16 protein-coding genes are annotated in these 19,561 nt (G+C 61.3%); 6 read left to right on the top strand and 10 right to left on the bottom strand.

Going from position 1 to position 19,561, the window contains the following annotated elements:
* Nucleotides 1–123 precede the first annotated feature (123 nt).
* Nucleotides 124–1,299, top strand: coding sequence for an MFS transporter (locus F6X24_RS13330; protein ID WP_151088464.1), 1,176 nt, complete (start codon nucleotides 124–126; stop codon nucleotides 1,297–1,299).
* A gap of 150 nt (nucleotides 1,300–1,449) precedes the next feature.
* Here the strand turns inward: F6X24_RS13330 and araA are convergent, their stop codons facing one another.
* The 7 genes from araA to parS all read right to left on the bottom strand — a co-directional run bounded on the left by araA (nucleotide 1,450) and on the right by parS (nucleotide 9,111).
* Complete coding sequence (gene araA / locus F6X24_RS13325) at nucleotides 1,450–2,937, bottom strand: L-arabinose isomerase (RefSeq protein WP_151088463.1); 1,488 nt, start codon at nucleotides 2,935–2,937, stop codon at nucleotides 1,450–1,452.
* A gap of 98 nt (nucleotides 2,938–3,035) precedes the next feature.
* Complete coding sequence (locus tag F6X24_RS13320; RefSeq protein WP_151088462.1) at nucleotides 3,036–3,734, bottom strand: L-ribulose-5-phosphate 4-epimerase; 699 nt, start codon at nucleotides 3,732–3,734, stop codon at nucleotides 3,036–3,038.
* Nucleotides 3,735–3,753: 19 nt separating this feature from the next.
* The gene (locus F6X24_RS13315; protein ID WP_229725094.1) at nucleotides 3,754–5,445 is read right to left on the bottom strand and encodes a ribulokinase; all 1,692 of its coding nucleotides are present in this window, start codon (nucleotides 5,443–5,445) and stop codon (nucleotides 3,754–3,756) included.
* 117 nt (nucleotides 5,446–5,562) lie between these two features.
* The gene (locus F6X24_RS13310) at nucleotides 5,563–6,765 is read right to left on the bottom strand and encodes an aldose epimerase family protein (protein ID WP_151088461.1); all 1,203 of its coding nucleotides are present in this window, start codon (nucleotides 6,763–6,765) and stop codon (nucleotides 5,563–5,565) included.
* A gap of 369 nt (nucleotides 6,766–7,134) precedes the next feature.
* The gene (locus tag F6X24_RS13305; RefSeq protein ID WP_151088460.1) at nucleotides 7,135–8,115 is read right to left on the bottom strand and encodes a fatty acid desaturase; all 981 of its coding nucleotides are present in this window, start codon (nucleotides 8,113–8,115) and stop codon (nucleotides 7,135–7,137) included.
* 81 nt (nucleotides 8,116–8,196) lie between these two features.
* Complete coding sequence (locus tag F6X24_RS13300) at nucleotides 8,197–8,658, bottom strand: RES family NAD+ phosphorylase (protein WP_151088459.1); 462 nt, start codon at nucleotides 8,656–8,658, stop codon at nucleotides 8,197–8,199.
* Nucleotides 8,659–8,670: 12 nt separating this feature from the next.
* Complete coding sequence (gene parS, locus F6X24_RS13295) at nucleotides 8,671–9,111, bottom strand: type II RES/Xre toxin-antitoxin system antitoxin (protein ID WP_151088458.1); 441 nt, start codon at nucleotides 9,109–9,111, stop codon at nucleotides 8,671–8,673.
* Nucleotides 9,112–9,285: 174 nt separating this feature from the next.
* Between parS and F6X24_RS13290 the strand changes: the two genes are divergently transcribed.
* The 4 genes from F6X24_RS13290 (at nucleotide 9,286) to F6X24_RS13275 (ending at nucleotide 15,965) form a co-directional block, all read left to right on the top strand.
* Nucleotides 9,286–10,296 carry an amidohydrolase family protein gene (locus F6X24_RS13290; RefSeq protein ID WP_151088457.1) on the top strand — a complete coding sequence of 337 codons (1,011 nt, stop codon included), beginning with the start codon at nucleotides 9,286–9,288 and terminating at the stop codon, nucleotides 10,294–10,296.
* 244 nt (nucleotides 10,297–10,540) lie between these two features.
* Complete coding sequence (locus tag F6X24_RS13285; RefSeq protein WP_151088456.1) at nucleotides 10,541–11,905, top strand: sigma-54-dependent transcriptional regulator; 1,365 nt, start codon at nucleotides 10,541–10,543, stop codon at nucleotides 11,903–11,905.
* A gap of 214 nt (nucleotides 11,906–12,119) precedes the next feature.
* On the top strand, nucleotides 12,120–13,874 hold the full coding sequence (locus F6X24_RS13280) for a sensor histidine kinase (protein WP_191906325.1): 1,755 nt from the start codon (nucleotides 12,120–12,122) through the stop codon (nucleotides 13,872–13,874).
* Between the two features lie 57 nt (nucleotides 13,875–13,931).
* Complete coding sequence (locus F6X24_RS13275) at nucleotides 13,932–15,965, top strand: KUP/HAK/KT family potassium transporter (RefSeq protein WP_151088454.1); 2,034 nt, start codon at nucleotides 13,932–13,934, stop codon at nucleotides 15,963–15,965.
* 80 nt (nucleotides 15,966–16,045) lie between these two features.
* Here F6X24_RS13275 and bshB1 read toward each other — a convergent pair whose 3' ends face one another.
* Nucleotides 16,046–16,771, bottom strand: coding sequence for a bacillithiol biosynthesis deacetylase BshB1 (gene bshB1, locus F6X24_RS13270; protein WP_151088453.1), 726 nt, complete (start codon nucleotides 16,769–16,771; stop codon nucleotides 16,046–16,048).
* A 197-nt stretch (nucleotides 16,772–16,968) separates the two neighbouring features.
* Between bshB1 and F6X24_RS13265 the strand changes: the two genes are divergently transcribed.
* Complete coding sequence (locus tag F6X24_RS13265) at nucleotides 16,969–17,277, top strand: hypothetical protein (RefSeq protein WP_151088452.1); 309 nt, start codon at nucleotides 16,969–16,971, stop codon at nucleotides 17,275–17,277.
* Nucleotides 17,278–17,364: 87 nt separating this feature from the next.
* Here F6X24_RS13265 and F6X24_RS19340 read toward each other — a convergent pair whose 3' ends face one another.
* Together F6X24_RS19340 and trxB are read right to left on the bottom strand one after the other, a co-directional pair.
* The gene (locus F6X24_RS19340; RefSeq protein ID WP_317132485.1) at nucleotides 17,365–18,477 is read right to left on the bottom strand and encodes a peptidoglycan DD-metalloendopeptidase family protein; all 1,113 of its coding nucleotides are present in this window, start codon (nucleotides 18,475–18,477) and stop codon (nucleotides 17,365–17,367) included.
* Nucleotides 18,478–18,580: 103 nt separating this feature from the next.
* Complete coding sequence (gene trxB / locus F6X24_RS13255) at nucleotides 18,581–19,510, bottom strand: thioredoxin-disulfide reductase (RefSeq protein ID WP_151088451.1); 930 nt, start codon at nucleotides 19,508–19,510, stop codon at nucleotides 18,581–18,583.
* Nucleotides 19,511–19,561: the final 51 nt, after the last annotated feature.

The raw sequence follows: 19,561 nt of genomic DNA, 5'->3' as shown, positions 1-19,561 counted from the left end.
CCCCGGCAGCCCCAGCCAAGCTGCATCCGGACCGGAAATCTGCGCCAGCCTGACGTTCGGCTGCGCTGTAGGGCCGGCTTGCGCGAATAGCTCGGGACTTTAGCATTGAGTAGCAGTAGGTTTATGACGGCAACTACCAAGAGCCGGTTGGCGGTGAGCGCCTTCTTTTTCTTGCCCGGCCTGTGTTTTGCAAGCTGGGCCTCGCGCATTCCCGATATCAGCGCCAAGCTGGGATTGAACTCCGGGCAGCTGGGCCAGCTGCTGCTGGCGATTCCGGCCGGGTCGCTGGCTTCGCTGCCGCTGGCGGGCTGGCTGGTGCACACCTGGGGCAGCCGACGCACGGTGCTGCTTGCTTCGGTGCTCTACGCGGGCTTTCTGCCGCTGCTGGGCTGGGCGGGCAGCTTCTGGACGCTGGCCCCGGCGCTGGCTTTGTTTGGCCTGGCCGGCAACCTGCTCAATATTGCGGTGAATACCCAGGCCATTGGTATGCAGCAGTTTTACGGCAAGCCCATCATGGGTTCGTTTCACGGGCTCTGGAGCCTGGCGGGGTTTCTGGGTGGGGCACTGGGCACGGTGCTTATCGGCTGGCACCAGTCGCCGCTGCACCACTTTTTGCTGGTACTGGGGCTGTGCCTGCTGCTGGCCGCGTCAGCCTTCGGCTATACCCTGCGCGCCGACGTGGGCGGCGAAGCAACGAGCGGCCTCTCGCTGCGCCGGCCCGACCCCTACCTGCTGCGCATCGGCCTGATTGCCTTCTGCGGCATGATGAGCGAGGGCGCCATGTTTGACTGGGCCGGCGTATACTTTCAGAAAGTAGTGCGCCCCGACCCTACGCTGGTAACGGCCGGCTACGTGGCCTGCATGAGCACGATGGCGCTGGGCCGCTTTCTCTCCGATTATTTTACCCACCGCTTCGGCACGGTGCGGATGCTGCAAATCAGCAGCGGACTCATTGTTAGCGGCTTAACGCTGGCCGTAGCCCTGCCCTACCTGGTACCCGCCGTATGCGGCTTTCTGCTGATTGGCTTCGGTATTGCCTCGGTGGTACCGCTTTCGTACAGCGCCGCCGGGCGGGCCACCAGCGTATCGCCGGGCGTGGCGCTGGCCCTGGTTTCCACTATCGGCTTCCTGGGCTTTCTGCTCGGGCCGCCGCTGATTGGCTTTCTGGCCCAGCTGTTTACGCTGCGCGTGGCCCTGGGCTGCGTGGCAGTTGTGGCCCTGGGTATCGGCGTGCTGGCGGCGCTGCTCAAAGCTGAGCCCGCAGCAGCAACCCCGCTCGCAACTGAGGTTGCGCTTTAGCGCCACCTCAATCGTCCGGCACTACAGTATAATAAAAATTAAATATTAAATCATATAATTCACCTCTGTTGATAAAGCTGAATCTTACCATCCCACCATTTCACTAAAGCGATTTCGGAATCGGGGTAAGGCTGGTGAAGCGGGGTCGGGCTAGCTTCTAAAAGCTACCTCATTATAGCGCAGCTCGTTCTTGAACGTCCGCAACCTGGTATCCGCGTCGATAATGACGAACTCGATGCCGGCCATCTCGGCAAAGTCTTCGAGATATTCGGCGGTCAGGTTCTGGCTATAGCCGGTGTGATGGGCGCCGCCCGCCAGTATCCAGGCCGCCGCGCCGGTAGCCAGGTCGGGCTTTACCTTCCAGAGTACGCGGGCTACGGGCAGCCTGGGTAAGTCATGTTCCGGCTGCACAGCCTCTACTTCATTCACAATCAAGCGAAAGCGGTTGCCCAGGTCGATAATCGTCGCGTTCAGGGCCGGGCCGGCCGGGCAGTTGAACACCAGGCGCACGGGGTCGTGCTTGCCGCCGATGCCCAGCGGATGCACCTCGGCGCGCACCGGGCCGGCGGCAATGCTGGGGCAGATTTCGAGCATATGCGAGCCAAGTACCTGCTCGTTGCCGGGCTCCAGATGATAGATATAATCCTCCATAAACGAGTTGCCGCCGGGCAAACCGGCCCCCATTACCTTCATGGCCCGCACCAGCGCTGCCGTTTTCCAGTCGCCCTCGGCGCCGAAGCCGTAGCCCTCGGCCATCAGGCGCTGGGTGGCAATGCCGGGCAGCTGCTTCAGGCCGTGCAAGTCCTCGAACGTATCGGTAAAGCCCTTGGCCTGGCGGTCGGCCAGGAACTTGCGCAGGCCCAGCTCGATGCGAGCGGCGTCGCGCAGACTCGCGCGCTGCGCCCCGCCGGCTCTTAGCGCTTCGGCCAGCTCATATTCTTTTTCATATACTTCGAGCAGCTCGTCCACCTGCGCGTCGGTCACGGCGTTTACCTCGGCCACCAGGTCGCCGATGCCGTAAGTATTCACCTCGTAGCCAAACTTGATTTCGGCCTCGACTTTGTCGCCTTCCGTTACGGCTACGTAGCGCATGTTGTCGCCGAAGCGCACGAACTTCGCGCCCTGCCAGTCGGCCCAGGCGCAGGCCACCCGGCTCCAGATGCTGAGGCGCTCGTGCACGTCGGCACTCTGCCAGTGGCCTACTATTACCTTGCGGCTCAGGCGCATACGCGTGCCGATGAACCCAAACTCGCGGTCGCCGTGCGCCGACTGGTTGGTATTCATAAAGTCCATGTCGATAGCAGCCCACGGAATATCGCGGTTGAACTGCGTATGCAGGTGGGCCAGCGGCTTTTGCAGGATTTTCAGGCCGTTAATCCACATCTTGGCCGGCGAGAAGGTGTGCATCCAGGCAATAAGGCCTACGCACTTTTCCGTGGTGTTAGCCTCCTGCATGAGGTTATAAATCTCCTGCGGACCGGTGAGTACCGGCTTGTACACGATGTTGATGGGCAGTTTGGTGCCCAATTCGGCGGCAATTTCCTGGGAATGCTGAGCTACTTGCGCCAGCGTTTCGGGACCGTACAGGTGCTGGCTCCCGGTGATGAACCAGGCTTCGTAGTGCGAAATGTCAATCATGGGATGGGATAGTGTAGCGTAAACTCTGTGAGCCCGCGCGTAGGGGGTAAATAGGCAAACGGCACAACGCGCGGACTCACAGAGTCCACGCTACGGCCCTACTGCCCGTAGTAAGAATTAGCGCCGTGCTTGCGCTCGTAGTGCTTGTTAATCAGCGCGTCTTTCAGGCGCGCCACGCCGGGCCGCAGCGTGCAGCTGAGGTAGGCCAGCCGGGCCACTTCTTCCAGCACCGCGCTATTGTAAACGGCTTTCTCCACGGTGTCGCCCCAGGTAAAAGGCGCGTGGTTGCCCACGAGTATCATCTCCACTTCGCGGGGCGAGAGGCCGCGCTTCTCGAACTCCTGAATAATTTGCCAGCCGGTCTGGTGCTCGTAGTCGCCCAGTATCAGCTCATCGCGCATGGGTGGGGCACAGGGCACATCCACCGTAAGGTGGTCGGCGTGAGTCGTGCCGAGAATGGGAATATCGAGCTGCGCCTGGGCCCAGGCCGTGGCGTAGGTGCTGTGCGTGTGCACGATACCCCCGATGTGGGGCCACTGCTGGAAGAGCAGCGCGTGGGTCTTGGTGTCGCTGCTGGGCCGCTTGCTGCCCTCCACTACCTTGCCCTCCAAATCGACAATCACGATGTCCTCGGGCCTGAGCGTGGCGTAGGGCACGCCGCTGGGCTTTATAGCAAAAACACTATGTTCTCGGTCAACCACGCTGGCGTTGCCGAAGGTAAAGAGCACCAGCCCGAGGGCCGGCAGCTGCATATTGGCCTCGTAGCAGGTTTCTTTCAGGGCTTGGTATTGACTCATTTTCAACCGATTAATTACGTCAGGCTGGGGCAGCTTCACCTGCAGCGCATTCCACAAACCTGCCCAGAGCCTGGTACTGGGCGTAGCGGGCGGCGTAGTCGGCCACGCGGGCGGGGTTGGGACCGTAGGTTTCGGCAAAGCCGCTGCCCAGGGCTTGCTGCGCGCTCAGCACATCGGGGTAGAGGCCGGCTGCCACAGCCGCGTACATGGCCGCGCCCAGCGCCGGAGCCTGCTCCGACACGGCAATCCGGATGGGCCGGTCAAGCACATCGGTCAGCGTCTGCATCACGAAGGCCGATTTTTTGGCCACGCCCCCAATGCCAATCACCTGTTTAATCGGGATGCCTTCGCTTTCGAAGCGCTCCACAATCTGCTTCGAGCCGTAGCAGATGGCCTCGACCAGCGCCCGAAAAATCTGCGGGGCCGCGGTGCCCATTGTCAGGTTCATAATGGCCCCTTTCAAGGCCTGGTTGGCATCGGGCGTGCGGCGGCCGTTCACCCAGTCAAGGGCCAGCACGTGGCTGTCGGCCGGGTCTACTTCAGCCGCTGCTTCGGTGAGCTGGCGCAGCAGGTTGTCGCTCAGCTCCTGGCGAAAATCGGCCAGCTGCCCGGCGCTCAGCACCTTCGACTGCCTCAGCCCGGCCTGCAAGGGCCATTCGAGTAGCTGCCGAAACCAGGCCAGCAGGTCGCCAAAGGCCGACTGCCCGGCTTCCAGCCCCAGCATACCGGGAATAACCGAGCCATCGACTTGCCCGCAAATGCCGGCCACCAGGTGGGCGCCCACTTCGGCAATCGGCGCTACCACGATGTCGCAGGTGCTGGTGCCCATCACCTTCACCATAGAGTAAGGCGTTATCTCCCCCGCCACGGCCCCGGCGTGGGCATCAAACGTGCCCACGGCAACGACCGTGTCGGTCGTCAGGCCCAGTCGCTGGGCCCAGTCGGCCGAAAGCTGGCCGGCTACCTTATCGGCGGTGTACGTTTCCGTAAATAACCGCCCGCGTAAGCCGGCCAGCCGGGGGTCGAGGTAAGTCAGAAACTCTTCCGACGGCAGACCGCCCCAGCTCGCGTGCCACATAGCCTTGTGGCCCGCGGCGCAGCGGCTGCGCCGGAAACCGGCCAGCGGCTGGCCGGTGAGCGTCAGCGTCAGCCAGTCGCAGTGCTCCATCCAGGAATGGGCAGCCTGGGCCACGGCGGCGTCTTCGCGCACCACGTGCATAATTTTCGCCCAAAACCACTCCGAGGAATAGATGCCGCCTTCATATTTAGTATAGTCCTCGCCGCCCCAGGTGCGGGCTTTGTGGTTGATTTCGGCGGCTTCGGCCAGGGCCGTATGGTCTTTCCAGAGGTTAAAAAGCGCGTTGGGATTGTCGGCGAACTCGGGCAACATACCCAGCAGCTGGCCCTGCGCGTTTACGGGGCCGGGCGTCGAGCCGGTGGTGTCGATGGCGAGCCCTAGTATCTGCTCGGCGGGCACCTGGGCGGCTACTTCGCGCACGGTGGCTTCGAGGCCTTCGAGGTGGTCGAGCGGGTGCTGGCGAAACTGGTTTTTGGCCGGGTTGCAGTACTGGCCCTGCTTCCAACGCGGGTAGTAGTAAACTGCTTGCGCCATTTCGGCCCCCGTACGGGCATCAACCAGCAGCGCCCGCACCGAGTCGGTGCCGTAATCGAGGCCAATGACGTAGGCCGGCAAGGCAGTTGGTACTGGCACGTTTTAAACTGTGAAGATGTGAAAATGAGTAAAATGTGAGAAATGAGAAGCTTGTAGCAAAGCTGGTAACTGCGTTGGTTACCAGCAGCACATTTTCACCTTTTTCCCCTCAAAAAATTACTTCCGCACTCCAAATGTGTAGGTGGTGGCAGTATGGTACGTTTCGCCAGGCTTCAGCACGGTGTTCGGAAAATTCGGCTGGTTGGGCGAATCGGGGAAATGCTGGGTTTCGAGGCAAAAGCCGGCGTGCTTGCCGTACACTATCCCCCCCTTGCCCGTCAGGGAGCCATCGAGAAAATTGCCGGTGTAAAACTGCACACCGGGCTCGTCGGTAGTTACCTCCAGGGTGCGGCCGGTGGTGGGCTCGTACACCGTGGCGGCACTATGGCGGCCGCTAGCCTTGTTCAGCACCCAGTTGTGGTCGTAGCCGCCGGGCACCTGCGCCAGGCGCTCGCCAATGGCGTGGGGCGTCGTAAAATCGAAGGGCGTGCCTTTTACCGGGCGCAGCTCGCCGGTGGGTATCAGCGTGGCATCCACCACCGTGTAGCGGTCGGCCGGAATAATCATTTGGTGCGCCAGCACGTCCTTGCTTTGGCCCAGGGCCAGGTTAAAATACGTATGGTTGGTGAGGTTGACGGGCGTTGCCTTATCGGTAGTGGCGGTGTAGGCAATGCGCAGGGCGTTGTCGGCAGTGAGGGTGTACACTACCGACACCCGCAGGTTGCCGGGGTAGCCTTCCTCACCATCCTGGCTCAGGTAATGGAGCGTAACGGTCTGGCCATCGGCCGAGGTGCCGGCCTCGCCCTGCCATATTTTTTGGTTGAAGCCGACCTTGCCGCCGTGCAGCGAGTTGGGGCCGTCGTTTACGCTCACCTGGTACGCGTGGCCGTCAATCGTGAATCTTCCCTGGGCAATGCGGTTGCCGTAGCGCCCGATGAGCGCCCCAAAATAAGGATTCGCCTTGCGAAACGCGGGACTCTGGTAGCCGCTTATATCGTCAAAACCCAATATAACATCACTCAGCTTACCGGCTTTGTCGGGCACGAGCAGGCTGGTGAGCGTGCCGCCGAAAGTGCTGATGCTGGCCTGCATTCCGTGGGCATTGGTGAGGGTAAAGAGCTGGGTTTCGGTGCCATCGTTGGCTTTGCCGAAGGAAGTGGTAGTGGGCATAGACGTAGAAGAAGGCTGAGTGGCTACCGAGTCGGCGGCAGCGGGAGTACTAATGGGCTGGCGGGCCGTGGGCTGCGAGCTGCACGACGCCAGCAGCAACGCTCCACCCAGCCCCGTGGCGAGCAGGCCAAATTGGAAAGAACTTGACATAAGCCGAAAGGAAATCAGTAGCAAGATAGCTGCATGCGTAATAACTTAAGACTAAAAAGCCGCTACCAGGCTGGTAGTAGGCTGGCAACACACAATCGATTGTGTAGTCTTTCTTAAAAAATGCCAGCGGACTGGCCTGGCTTTGAAAGGCAAGTATAAGCGCTTTTTTTCAAAACCACCAGCTTGTTTTATAGTATACTATTATTATAATATTTATAAATTTAGATAAAAACAGTCAGTGTGGCGGCGCTGTCCTTTCCGCTCAGGAGCTCGGAAAAGACAGCGCCGCCACACTGACCGGAAAAGCTAGCGCCGGCTCAACGCCGGCAGCTCGCCCCAGCCAAGCTGTACCCGGACCGGAAATCTGCGCTAATTGGCGACAGGGGCAGGCTTGCTTTCGGCCGGCAGGCCGCGCACCAGGCGCGAATACAGCGACAGTTCCTGGTCGAACAGGAAGCGCAGCAGCACTTTTGTATAGCTGGTATGGTGCAGCAGCGGCTCGTAAAACTCGGGGGCCAGCTGGCGCAGCTTGGGCAGGTTGTTCCACGGCACGCCGGGCAGGTCGTGGTGCTCGTTGTGGTAGCCAATATTGAGGTGCACCGAGTTGAGGCGACCGTAGTACGAGGTGGTTTCCTGCTCGGGGCTCAGCACGAGGTAGTGCTCCTGAATCCAGCGGGCGCCTACCGGATGCAGACTCACCGAAAACCAGAAGCTGAAAAACAGGTATAGAAACGCCGCCGGGCCCAGCCACAGGTACATGCCCACGTTGAACAGAATCTGTGCTATCCAATTGGCCGCGATGTACTTATCGAACGGCACCACGCTGCGGCAGCGGAACGTCCGCACCACCTGAAATACCGGAAAAAAGAACAGCCAGATGGCTTTACCAATGGCATAGTGCTGAATAAGCCGGGCCTCGTAGTGGTCGGGCAGGTCGGCATCGTGGTCGAAATGGCCAAGGGCCGAGTGGTGCTTGAGGTGGTACTTGCGAAAGCTCATGGCCGTCGGAATCACCATCGGCAGGTTGGCCGCAATACCGACAGCGGCATTGGCCCACTGACTTTTAAAAACCAGGTTGTGCGTGGCCTCGTGCACAATCACGAAGAGCGTATGGCACACAAAAGCCCCCAGCAGGTACGACGCAGCCAGCGACCAGTACCAGGCGTGGCCGTGCAGCAGGTAGGTCATGGCCACCTGCACCGCCACGCAGCCGGCCGTGATGAGGGCCGTGGTCGTGTTACGGGTCATCAGGCGCTTCACCTCGGGGTGCGCCTTAAGCAGCTGGCGGGCGCGCACATGGTGCGAAACCGGCTCGGCGGTTGGAGTATAAGCGGTGGGGGCGGTGGGCATGTGAAAGAACAGATATCGAGCTACAAAGAGGCTACTAAGGTACTCTTGATTTGCCCGGAAGACGTAACGCTACCTCAACTCCTATTCCGGCTCCGGGGTTTTAATGCGCGGGTCAAAAGCGAAGTCTTCCCAGCCCACGATGCGTACTTTCCCAAAATCGGGGTGGCGGGTGTTGAGCACGTAGTTGTGCTCGTGGGCGATGATAGACGAAGGCACCCGCAACACGGCCGCCGCCTGGCGGCGATACCAGTCGGCTCCCAGCGGCTGGCAGCGGGCGTAGGCGCTCGTGGGCTGCCAGTCGGGCGGCAGCTGGGCCAGCGGCAGGTCTTCAACTAATAGGTTATCGGGCACTTCTATCCGAATGACCTTGAACCGGTTATTCAGGCCCTCGCCGCTGCGGTGCACCACGTTTTCGAGGCAGGCCAGCGCCCGGCTGCCCGCCGCGTAGAGTACGAACTGCCCGCGTAAATTCCACCGGCCGGGGTTGCCGGAGGCGACCAGCTCGCCGGCGTACTTGGCCAGGCAGATGCGATAGATTTCCACTCAGCAGCCAAGCTAGGCGAAATCGCCGTAGGCAATGCGGCTCACTTCCTCGGCCACCAGGTCGATGCCGCCGCTGGTTTGCAGCAGGGCCAGCGGGGGCTGGTTAGCGAGGCCGTAGGCCGGCTTGCCCAGCCAGCGCCGAAACGCCGTGGGCTCACCAAATACCTCACTGCCCTGGCGGGCCAGCGCCAGCAGCTTCAGCACCTGCTCGCTGGCGGCGGGGGCCAGGCGCTTGTTGGCCTCGCGGTACGTACGCAGGGTTTTGGTGGTGGTGTGCAGCAGGTCGGCCAGCTCATCGGTGCTGAGCTGCAAAAGGTTAGCCACGGCAAAAGCCGTTTTGGCCGGCACGCCGCTACGCGCCTGCATCACGAGCGCAAAGGCATCGGTCAGCACTTCTTCGAGGCTGGCGAGGGCGGCGGGCAAACCCGTATGCGCGTGAATAGGAGCAAGCATTGCGGTAAAGGAGCTGGTGGCTACTGCCAAAAGTAGGAACTATTTCCTTAAAAAACGGAAATAGTTCCTTTTCGTTCCAGCGGGTGCCGTCGCAAGCCGCTGGCTGGTCTGCAACCGGCGGCAACACTTGGGCCGGTGGGCCCGTTTGCAGGAACCTGACTTTCTGAATTACTTATGCCTGCTCCTGCCCTGCCCCAGCGCATCGTTACGCTCGAAGAGCACATTTCCTTTCCCGATATGGTTGAGCGGGTGCCGCTGGCAGCCCGCCAGCAAGCCGGCTGGCCATCCAGCAACAATCCCCATTCGCCGGTGCGCGAGCAGCAGCGCAAGCTGGCCGAAATCGGCCCCGAGCGCCTGCGCTTAATGGACGAGGCGGGTATTACCGTGCAGGTATTGTCGGTATCGGGGCCGGGGGCCGAGCTGCTGCCGCCCGCCGAAAGCCCGGCCTTTGCCCGCGAGTACAACGACCGGCTGGCTACCGCCATTGCCCGGCATCCCGACCGTTTCTTTGGCTTTGCCCACCTGCCCATGACCAACCCACCGGCGGCGGCCGATGAGCTGGCGCGCACGGTAGAAACGCACCAGTTTCGCGGCGCCATGCTAAATGGCACCACCCAGGGCCAGTTTCTCGACGCGCCGCAGTTTGCGCCGCTGCTGGCACGGGCCGAAGCGCTCGGCGTGCCGCTCTATCTGCATCCCGGCGTGCCGCCGGCCCCCGTACGGGCCGCGTATTACAGCAACCTGCCCCACGAGCTGGGCGAGCGCCTGAGTATGGCCGGCTTCGGCTGGCACGCCGAAACGGCCATTCACATACTGCGCCTCATTCTGAGCGGCACGCTGGAAAAGTATCCGCGTCTTAAGCTTCTCATCGGCCACATGGGCGAGATGCTGCCCGTAATGATGGCCCGCGCCGATATGACCATGCCCGCCGACCAAACCCAGCTGCCGCGCAGCATCAGCCAAACGCTGCGCGACCAGGTGTACCTTACCACCAGCGGCATCTTTACGCGTCCGCCACTGGAGGCAGCTCTGGCAACGTTTGGGCTGGATAATATCCTGTTTTCGATAGATTATCCCTACGCCCCCAACCAGCCCGGCCACGAGTTTCTGGCCGGACTACAAATGGCGCCCGCCGATATTGCCAGGCTCGCTTATAAAAACGCCGACCAGCTGCTGCGGCTGTAAGCACCCGGGAAGCTGGCGGCTCACTATCAGTTCAACCAGAGCCGCTTCCAAAGCCGGGTACCAGGCGGGCTGCCGGCTTTGGGCCGGCGGTCCACTCTTCGTGCGCGCCGCTTGTTCTGCTAAAGAGCGAACCGCCGGCGAAAAGCCGGCAGCCCGCACCAGCTAAATTGTACCCAGACCGGAAATTTGCGTTAGCATTGTTCGCCATACTGGCTGCCAAGCTTGCGCTACTGACCTTTGCTGCATGGCCCAACCTACCCTGCTGCTCATCGACGACGAAAACCGCCTGCGCCAGGTGCTGGCGCGGGTGCTGGAGCTGGAAGGCTATACCGTACTGCAAGCCCCGGATGCCCGGCGCGGCCTGCAATTACTAGCCGAGCACGCCGGGGAAATCGCCGTTATTCTTTCTGATGTAAAGCTGCCCGATGGCCACGGCGTGGCCCTGCTGCCCCGCTACCAGGCCGCCGCGCCATTGGCCGAAATTATCCTGCTTACGGCCTACGGCACCGTGCCCGACAGCGTGCAGGCCATGAAGCAGGGCGCCTTTGACTACCTCACCAAAGGCGACTCTGACGACCAGCTTATTGTGGTGGTGGCCCGCGCCGTGGAAAAAGCCCAGCTGCGCCGCCGCGTGGCCGAGCTGGAAAAGCAGGTCGGCCAGCAATATACTTTTTCCTCTATGATTGGCGGCTCGGCCGCCCTGGCGAAAGCCCGGGCACTGGCCGAGCGCGTGGCGCCCACCGACTCCACGGTGCTGCTCGAAGGCCCCACCGGCGCGGGTAAGGAGCTGTTTGCCCAGGCCATTCACCAGGCCAGCGGGCGGCGTGGCAAGGCGTTTGTGGCGGTCAATTGCAGCGCCTTTCCCAAAGATTTGCTCGAATCGGAGCTGTTTGGCTACAAGAAAGGGGCCTTCACCGGGGCGCTGGCCGATAAGAAGGGCTTGCTGGAAGAAGCCAACGGCGGCACTTTATTTCTGGACGAAATCGGTGAGCTGGAGCTGGCCGTCCAGGCGAAGTTTTTGCGGGTGCTCGAAACCCAGGAGTTTACCAAGCTCGGCGACACGAAGCCCACGAAGGTAAACGTGCGGCTGGTGGCGGCTACCAACCGCAACCTGCGCCAGGAAGCCGCCGAAGGGCATTTCCGGGCCGATTTATACTATCGCTTATCCGTGTTTGAGCTGGCCGTGCCACCGCTCAGCGCCCGGCCCGACGATGTGGCCCCACTGGCCCGGCACTTTCTGCGCCTCTTCGCCGCTAAGCTGCGCAAGCGCCTGCCGGGTTTCGAGGCCGATGCGCTCACTCGCCTGAGCCGCTACCCGTGGCCGGGCAATGTGCGCGAGCTGAAAAACGTGCTGGAGCGCGCCGCCATCCTGGCCACTGACAATCAGCCGCTGACCCTCGACGACCTGCCGCCCGAGCTCCAGCACCTCCCCGCGCCCGCCCTGGCCGACCCCGCCGACCGCAGCCTGCGCGCCGTGGAAGCCCGCCACATTGGCCAGGTGCTGCGCGAAACCGGCGGCAATAAGATGGAAGCCGCCCGCCAGCTCGGTATTGGGGTGAAGACGCTTTACCGCAAGATTGAGGAATATGGCCTGAAAACCGGCGAGTAGCCGCCCACTTATGGTAGCTCATTCTGACGTGGCCACCGGGTCAAAATGACTCACTCGGAAATTGCTGATGCCCCGCCCACTGGTCCTCTTCTTAAATTATCATCTTGATTATCAGGCAGCATCATTATTTATCAAGAATACTGACTACTAAGGCCCACCTTTCGCAGACATGGGTTGTCCGGCACCGAAATATCAGTGTTTGCCGGCGGCCATTATGCGTCTTCAAGCTAAAATAACCCTGGGATTTCTGGCCATGCTGGGGTTGCTGCTGGGCATTGCTTTTTACGCATTTGCCACCCTGGGCCGGCTCGACCGGTCCAATCGGGCCGTCTTGCAGGACAACTTTTACTCGGTGCAGCTGGGCCAGGGCATGCTGGAGGCGATAGATGCGCTGGAAGCCGGCCCGACTTCATCGGCGCTGGGCCGCCTGCGCTCGCTGCTGGGCCGCGAGGCCGGCAACATCACCGAGCCCGGCGAGCGCCGCCTGGTCGATAGCCTTACCCAAACGCTGGGCCGCTACCCCGGCCCGGCTCCCGCCGCCAGCCAGCTGCAGCTGCGGCAGCTCACCCACCGCATGGTGGCGCTCAACATGGCGGCTCTGACGCGCAAAAATGCGCAGGCCATGCACACGGCGGCCCAGGCCAAAGACTACCTGCTGCTGTTCAGCGTGCTGAGCACGCTCGTGGGCCTGATGCTGGTGGGCAGCGTGCCGCAGGCGGCCGTTGGGGGGCTGCGCAAGCTGGCCGCCAGCCTCGACTATGCCACCCGCACCAACTTCGCGGCCACCGTACCCATCGAGAGTACCGACGAAGTGGGGCAGCTTACGGCCGCCTTCAACCGCCTGCTGGTGCACGTGCAGGATACGCGCACCCACAGCTTGGCCGACCTCGTAACCGAGCGCAACCGCACCAGCGGGCTCGTGCAAACGCTCAGCGAGCCGCTGTTTCTGCTCGACCCGAGCCGGCGCGTGCTCGTGGCCAACCCGGCGGCCTGCACCCTGCTTGGCTTGCCCGAAAGCCAGGTTCTGGGCCGCCCGGCTACTGAGCTGGCGGCCACTAACTCGCTGTTTAACGAGTTGTTGGCACCCGTGCTGTTGCCGGTAGCCCAGCGGCCGGCCAGCCCCGTTGCCCTTGCCCTCCCCGCCCCCGATGGCACCCCGGCCTATTACCAGCTCTCGGTGCACGAGGCCGTGGCCTTCAACGAGGCCCGCGACCAGATGGAAGCCATTGGCACGGTGCTGGCCCTGCGCAACGTGTCGGCCTTCCGGCAGCTCGACCAGACCAAGTCTAACTTTCTGGCCACCGTATCGCACGAGCTGAAAACGCCGCTTTCCAGCATCAACTTCAATCTCAAGCTTTTGCACGACCCGCGCGTGGGTAGCCTCAACGCCGAGCAGCAGGAGCTGGTGAGTACGATAAAAGAAGAAAACCAGCGCCTGCTGCACATCGTGGGCGAACTGCTGACGGTGGCCCGCCTGGGCGTAGGCGAAAGCATTGCCCTCGACCGGCGCCCTACGGCCATCGCTGCCCTGGTGGCGGCGGCCACCACGCCGCTCCAGCTTCAGCTGCGGGCCCGCCACCTTACCCTACAAACCCAGCTGCCCGCCGACCTGCCACCCGTGCAGGCCGACCTCGAAAAGACGGCCTGGGTCCTGCTCAACCTGCTGGTGAATGCCGTGCGCTATTCGCCCGAGCAGGGTCAGATTTGCCTCAGCGCCGCGCCCACCCCCGACCACCGCGCCGTGCGTATTCAGGTGCAGGACCACGGCCCTGGCATTGCCAGCGAAGACCAGCAGCGCATTTTCGAGCGCTTCACCCAAGGGCCCTCGGCTCCGACCGGCAGCCCCGGCACCGGCCTGGGCCTGAGCATCTCCCGCGAATTTATTACCAGCCAGGGCGGCGAGCTGGGCGTCGAAAGCAGTCTGGGGCAAGGCAGCACCTTCTTCTTCACGCTGCCCGTGGCGGAGTAGCTGGACACCCACACGTCAGTCATCAAATTAGTGCTAATCAACCAGTAAACTTTTCTCATGTCGGCTTTACCTACCGAAGACAACATTCACCTGCGCCGCGTGTCGGCGGCCGGTCTGCTGGTCACGCTGGGCATCATCTTCGGTGATATCGGCACCTCGCCGCTCTACGTGTTCCAAACCATCATCGGCGAGCGGCCGGTAAGCGAGCTGCTGGTGTACGGCGGCGTGTCGGCCGTTTTCTGGACGCTCACGCTTCAGACAACCATTAAATATATTCTATTAACATTAGAAGCCGATAACCACGGCGAGGGCGGCATTTTTTCGCTCTTTTCGCTGGTAAAAAAGCGCGGGCACTGGCTGCTGTTTCCGGCCATTATCGGGGCGGGCACGCTGCTGGCCGATGGCATTATTACGCCGCCCATCTCGGTTACGTCGGCCATCGAAGGGCTCAAAATCCTCTACCCGGCCCTTAATACGGAGACGATTGTGCTCATTGTCATCGTTATTATTACGCTGCTCTTTGCCTTTCAGCAGTTTGGCACCAAGATAGTTGGCGCGGCTTTCGGGCCGATTATGCTGCTCTGGTTTTCAGTTATCGGCGCGCTGGGCCTCAGCCAGATTGTGCATCATCCGGGCGTGCTGGCGGCCCTCAACCCGGTGTATGCCATTCGCCTGCTCACCGAATATCCGAAGGGCTTCTGGCTGCTGGGCGCGGTATTTCTGTGCACCACCGGCGCCGAGGCACTGTATTCTGACCTGGGCCACTGCGGCCGCAAGAACATCCGGGCTTCCTGGGTTTTTGTAAAGACTGCGCTGGTGCTCAACTACTTGGGCCAGGCGGCCTGGACGATGGGTCAGCTGGGCCACTCGCTGGCCAGCAACCAGAACCCGTTTTTTATGATTGCGCCGCAGTGGGCCATTGTGCCGCTTATCATCCTGGCCACGATGGCGACTATTATCGCCTCGCAGGCGCTTATTTCGGGCTCTTACACGCTTATCTCCGAAGCCGTTAGCCTGCGTTTCTGGCCCAAGGTGCGGGTGTTGTTCCCGACCGACCAGCGCGGGCAGATTTACGTGCCCAGCATCAACTGGCTGCTGTGGTTTGGCTGCGTGTGCGTGCAGCTGTGGTTTAAAACCTCGGAGGCCATGACGGCCGCCTATGGCTTCAGCATTACGGTAGCCATGCTGATGACAAGTATATTGCTTTCGCAATATTTGCGCGGCGTCAAGCACTGGGCCATCCCGGTAGTGACGCTGATTATGCTGGTATTTTTCACCGTCGAAACTTCATTCCTGATTGCCAACATTACCAAGCTGCTCAACCGGCTCGGCATCCTGGTATTTGAGTGGGGCCTGATTTTTATGATGTACGTGGGCTACCGGGGCCGCGAAATCAAGAACAATCTGCTGAGCCTGGTGTCGGTGGCCGGCACCCGGCCCACCCTGCTGGAGCTGAGCCAGGATGCGTCGGTGACCAAGTACGCCTCCAACCTGGTGTACCTCACCCACAGCAAAAAGCCCGGCGAGCTGGAGAATGAAATCATGTACTCCATTCTGCGCAAGCAGCCCAAACGGGCTGACCGCTACTGGTTTATCAACATGAGCATTCTTACCGAGCCCTACGCCACCCGCTACTCGGTGGAGGAGCTGGTGCCGGGCGTGGCGTACAAAATCAACTTCCGGCTGGGCTTCCGGGTGCAGCCGCGCCTGAACCTGCTGTTTCGCCGCGTGCTGGAACAGATGAGCGCCCAGGGCGAGCTTGATATTACCTCGCGCTACGACTCGCTGGCCCGCTACCAGCTGCCCGGCGATTTCCGCTTCGTGGTGCTCGAAAAAGTGCTGAGCTACGATAACCAGCTCAGCTTCCGCGAGCGCTTTATCCTGAACGGCTACTTCTTCATCAACCGCTTCGCCATCTCCGACCAGCAGCTTTTCGGCCTCGATACCAGCGACGTAGCCCTGGAGAAAGTACCGCTTACCATCAAGCCCGCCACCGCCACCCACGACCTGCTGCGCGACCCGCCCGAGCAAGCCCAGGACCCCGTACCAGCCGCCGCCACCCGCGCCGAGCGGGCCCCGGTAAAGGTGTAAGGTCCGGCAGTAGTAAGCCAGGCTAAAAAGAACGTCATGCTTTCCTCCGGTTGGCATGACGTTCTTTTTAGCTTGCTTTCTTAAATCAGGTCCCCCAGCTCCTGCACGCCCAGCGTGCGCTCCACGGTATAGCCTTCGCCAAACTCCACGCCTATCAAGTGCCCGAACTCCCGGGCGCGGGCCTCCATAAAGTGCGCAAACGTCTGACCCGACAGGTAAGTCTGCGGCGCGGTCGGGTCGGCATTAGGATTGAAAAACTGCGTGCCATAGGCGTTGATTGCCGCCCATTTACCAGCCCAGTGGGGCGTAATATCCACCACGAAATCGGCCGGAATCTGGCGGTCCTGAATGTAGTGGTACACGTGCCTGGGCCGCCAGGCCGCCTGGGGCTGTCCGTCTTCGCCCAGTGTCTCAATCATGCGCAGGCCGCTCAGAAAGCAGGCTTCCGTAGCCAGCTGCGCGCCGCGCCCGTGGTCGGGGTGCCGGTCCGATACAGCGTTGCACAACACGATATCGGGCTGATAGCGCCGAATAGCCGCAATAAGCGGCAGCTGATGCTCGCGGTCATTCCTGAAAAACCCGTCGGGCAAGCCCAGGTTTTCGCGTACGCTGAGCTGCAAAATCTGGCTGGCCGCCGCCGATTCGGCGGCCCGAATCTCGGGCGTGCCCCGCGTGCCCAGCTCGCCCCGCGTGAAGTCAACGATGCCCACTTTTTTACCCGCCGCCACGGCGGCCAGCAGCGTGCCCGAGCACGACATCTCCACATCGTCGGGGTGAGCGCCCAGGGCCAGAATAGCTAGTTTCATAGAAAGTAAGAAGTGAATAAAAAACTACCATTCACCTCGCACAAAGATACCAGCAGCGGGAACGCCCTTGCCCTAAGTCAGTAGACTAAGGCTGCCTACTACTCATCGCTTTTTACCAGGCGGCTTTAAACTTCCCCGTTTTTTCTGCATCAAATTACCATCACGCACCCCACTCACCTTTTTCCTTTTTCCTTCTTATGAAAAAGTCTTTGTTGCTGCTTACCTGCGGCTTAGCCCTGGCCGCAACCAGCGCCAGCCACGCTCAGAACATCAACCAGCGCGTTGATAATCAGCGCGAGCGCATCGCCGCCGGCCGGGCCGACGGGCAGCTTAACCGCCGTGAGGCGCGCCAGCTGCGCGGGGAAGAAAAAGGCCTGAAAGCGCAGGAGCATGCCGAGCGCCGGGCTAACGGGGGCCGTCTCACCACCGGTGAGCGCCGCCAGCTGCAAGGCGAGCTTAACCACGACAGCCGCCAGATTCGCCGTGAGCGGGTGAATGGCCGCTAGGCCTTGGCCTGCTACCGCCTGTTAGGCAAATGCCCGGTTATCCAGTACGGTTAACCGGGCATTTGCGTGCTGATGATACATTTTCAACTACTTTATCCGTAGCTTTTTGCCCGGCTGCAAGGTGCTACGCAGACCGGGGTTCAACCGTTTGAGCGTGCTTACGCGCACCCCGTAGCGGTCGGCAATCTCCGACAGGGTATCACCCTGCCGCACCTTATGCGTAGCGACGCGCCGCGCGGCCGTGGGCTCGCCGTGGCTTCGGTGCCCCCGGCGCAGGGCCTGGCTGTAATAGTTGAACAGCGCCGAGGTAATCGTAAATGTTTCGCCCCGCAGCTTATAGTCTGGGAAGTCGTACATGTACGTTGGGTTGATAGGATTACCCTCGTAGCGCACCTCAAAGTGCAGGTGCGAGCCGGTGCTGCGCCCCGTGCTGCCGCCCAGCCCTATTACCTGGCCGGCCTTCACAAAAGTACCTACCGGTAGCAATGGCTTACTCAGGTGGCCATACAACGTTTCCAGACCATTGTAGTGGCGCACCAGCAGGTAGTTGCCGTAGCCGCCGCCATCCCACTTACTGATGCGAATAACCCCGTCGAAGGCAGCCCGCACCGAATCACCGGTTTCCAGGTCGAGGTCGACGCCAAAGTGCCAGCGCCCCCACCGAAACGTGAAGCCCGAGGTAATGGGCGTTTTCAGCAGCGGCATCTTGGCATAATGCTGCCGGGCCGGGTCCACGAGCTTTAGCGTCAGGGTATCGCGGATGCGCCGGCCATCTACCCGGTAGGGGTTGATGTTGTGCGTATCCCAGATGGCATAATAGCCGGCCACCTTCACCCACGACGAGTCGATAAGCACTTCGTCCGACATCTCCACAATCTCCTGCCCGCCCTCGTTGAGCGTGGTCGTATCCTCGCTCACAATGCTGAGCTTGCGGGCCGGGTTGAATATCGACTTAGCGGCGTCCGACTTGTCGTCGGGCATTTCCTCCGTCTCAATAATCGTGGTAGTGTCGGGCTTTACGTAGCGCATGGTGGGCGTACGAAGCCGGAAGAAGTCGCGACTGCGGGGCGTGCCGGCGCGTGCCTTGGGCGGCGGCACCTTGCGGTGGCGCTGCGCCTGCACGGGCGTGCCGGCCCCCAACCAGCAGGCCAGGAGCAGCAAAAGCGCGGGCAGACGCACAAAGAGCTTGGGGAATATCAAACGAAAGCCAAAATGGCGGCCGTAGCCCGCTGAACAGACCACAACCGAACGTTAGCAAAAAAGAAGCGGGCGCACTGGCCCGGCCAGCTACCTCCGCACCAGCTTAGCCGACCAGGCCGGCCAGGTAGCGCTCGGCATCGAGCGCAGCCATGCAGCCCGAGCCGGCGGCCGTTACGGCCTGCCGGTAGGTAAAGTCCTGCACGTCGCCGCAGGCAAACACCCCATCGACGTTGGTTTTAGCGGTGCCAGGTATTGTTTTGAGATAGCCCTGCTCGTCGTGGTGCAGGTAGTCCTGAAAAATCATGGAATTCGGCTCGTGGCCGATTGCCACGAAAAAGCCATGAACGGGAATTTCCCGCGTTTCGTGCGTCACCAGGTTTTTAACCCGTACTGCCTCTACGGCGTGCTCGCCCAGTATCTCCTCGGTGGCCGTGTCAAAAAGCACTTCAATCTTGGGATTGTTCAATACCCGCTGCTGCATGATTTTAGAAGCCCGCATGGCATCCTTGCGCACCAGCATATATACTTTTGTGCATAGATTGGCCAGGTAGTTGGCTTCCTCGGCGGCCGTGTCGCCGGCTCCCACAATCGCCACTTCCTTGCCCCGGTAAAAAAAGCCGTCGCAGACGGCGCAGGCCGATACGCCCGCGCCATTCAGCCGGGCTTCCGAGGGCAGGCCCAGCCACTTGGCCGAAGCGCCGGTGGCAATAATAACCGAGTCGGCCGTCAGCTGCGTCACCTCATCAATCGTGATTTTGTGCGGATGACCCGAGAAATCCACTTTCGTAGCAATACCATAGCGGATATCCGTGCCGAAGCGCGCCGCCTGCTTCTTGAGGTCTTCCATCATTTCTGGTCCCATCACGCCATCCGGGTAACCCGGAAAATTCTCCACGTCGTTGGTGATAGTGAGCTGGCCACCGGGCTGCAAGCCCTGGTACATCACCGGCTTCAACCCGGCGCGGGCTGCATAGATGGCGGCCGTGTACCCCGCCGGACCCGAACCAATAATCAGGCAATGAATATGTTCCATGAGTAAGGCAGGCTTCAGCGTGCCGTTTTTTAGTAAATCCCGGTATTCTGC

This window comes from Hymenobacter baengnokdamensis (genome assembly GCF_008728635.1).
Lineage (GTDB): Bacteria > Bacteroidota > Bacteroidia > Cytophagales > Hymenobacteraceae > Hymenobacter > Hymenobacter baengnokdamensis.
This window is presented reverse-complemented; position numbering and strand designations above follow the sequence as displayed.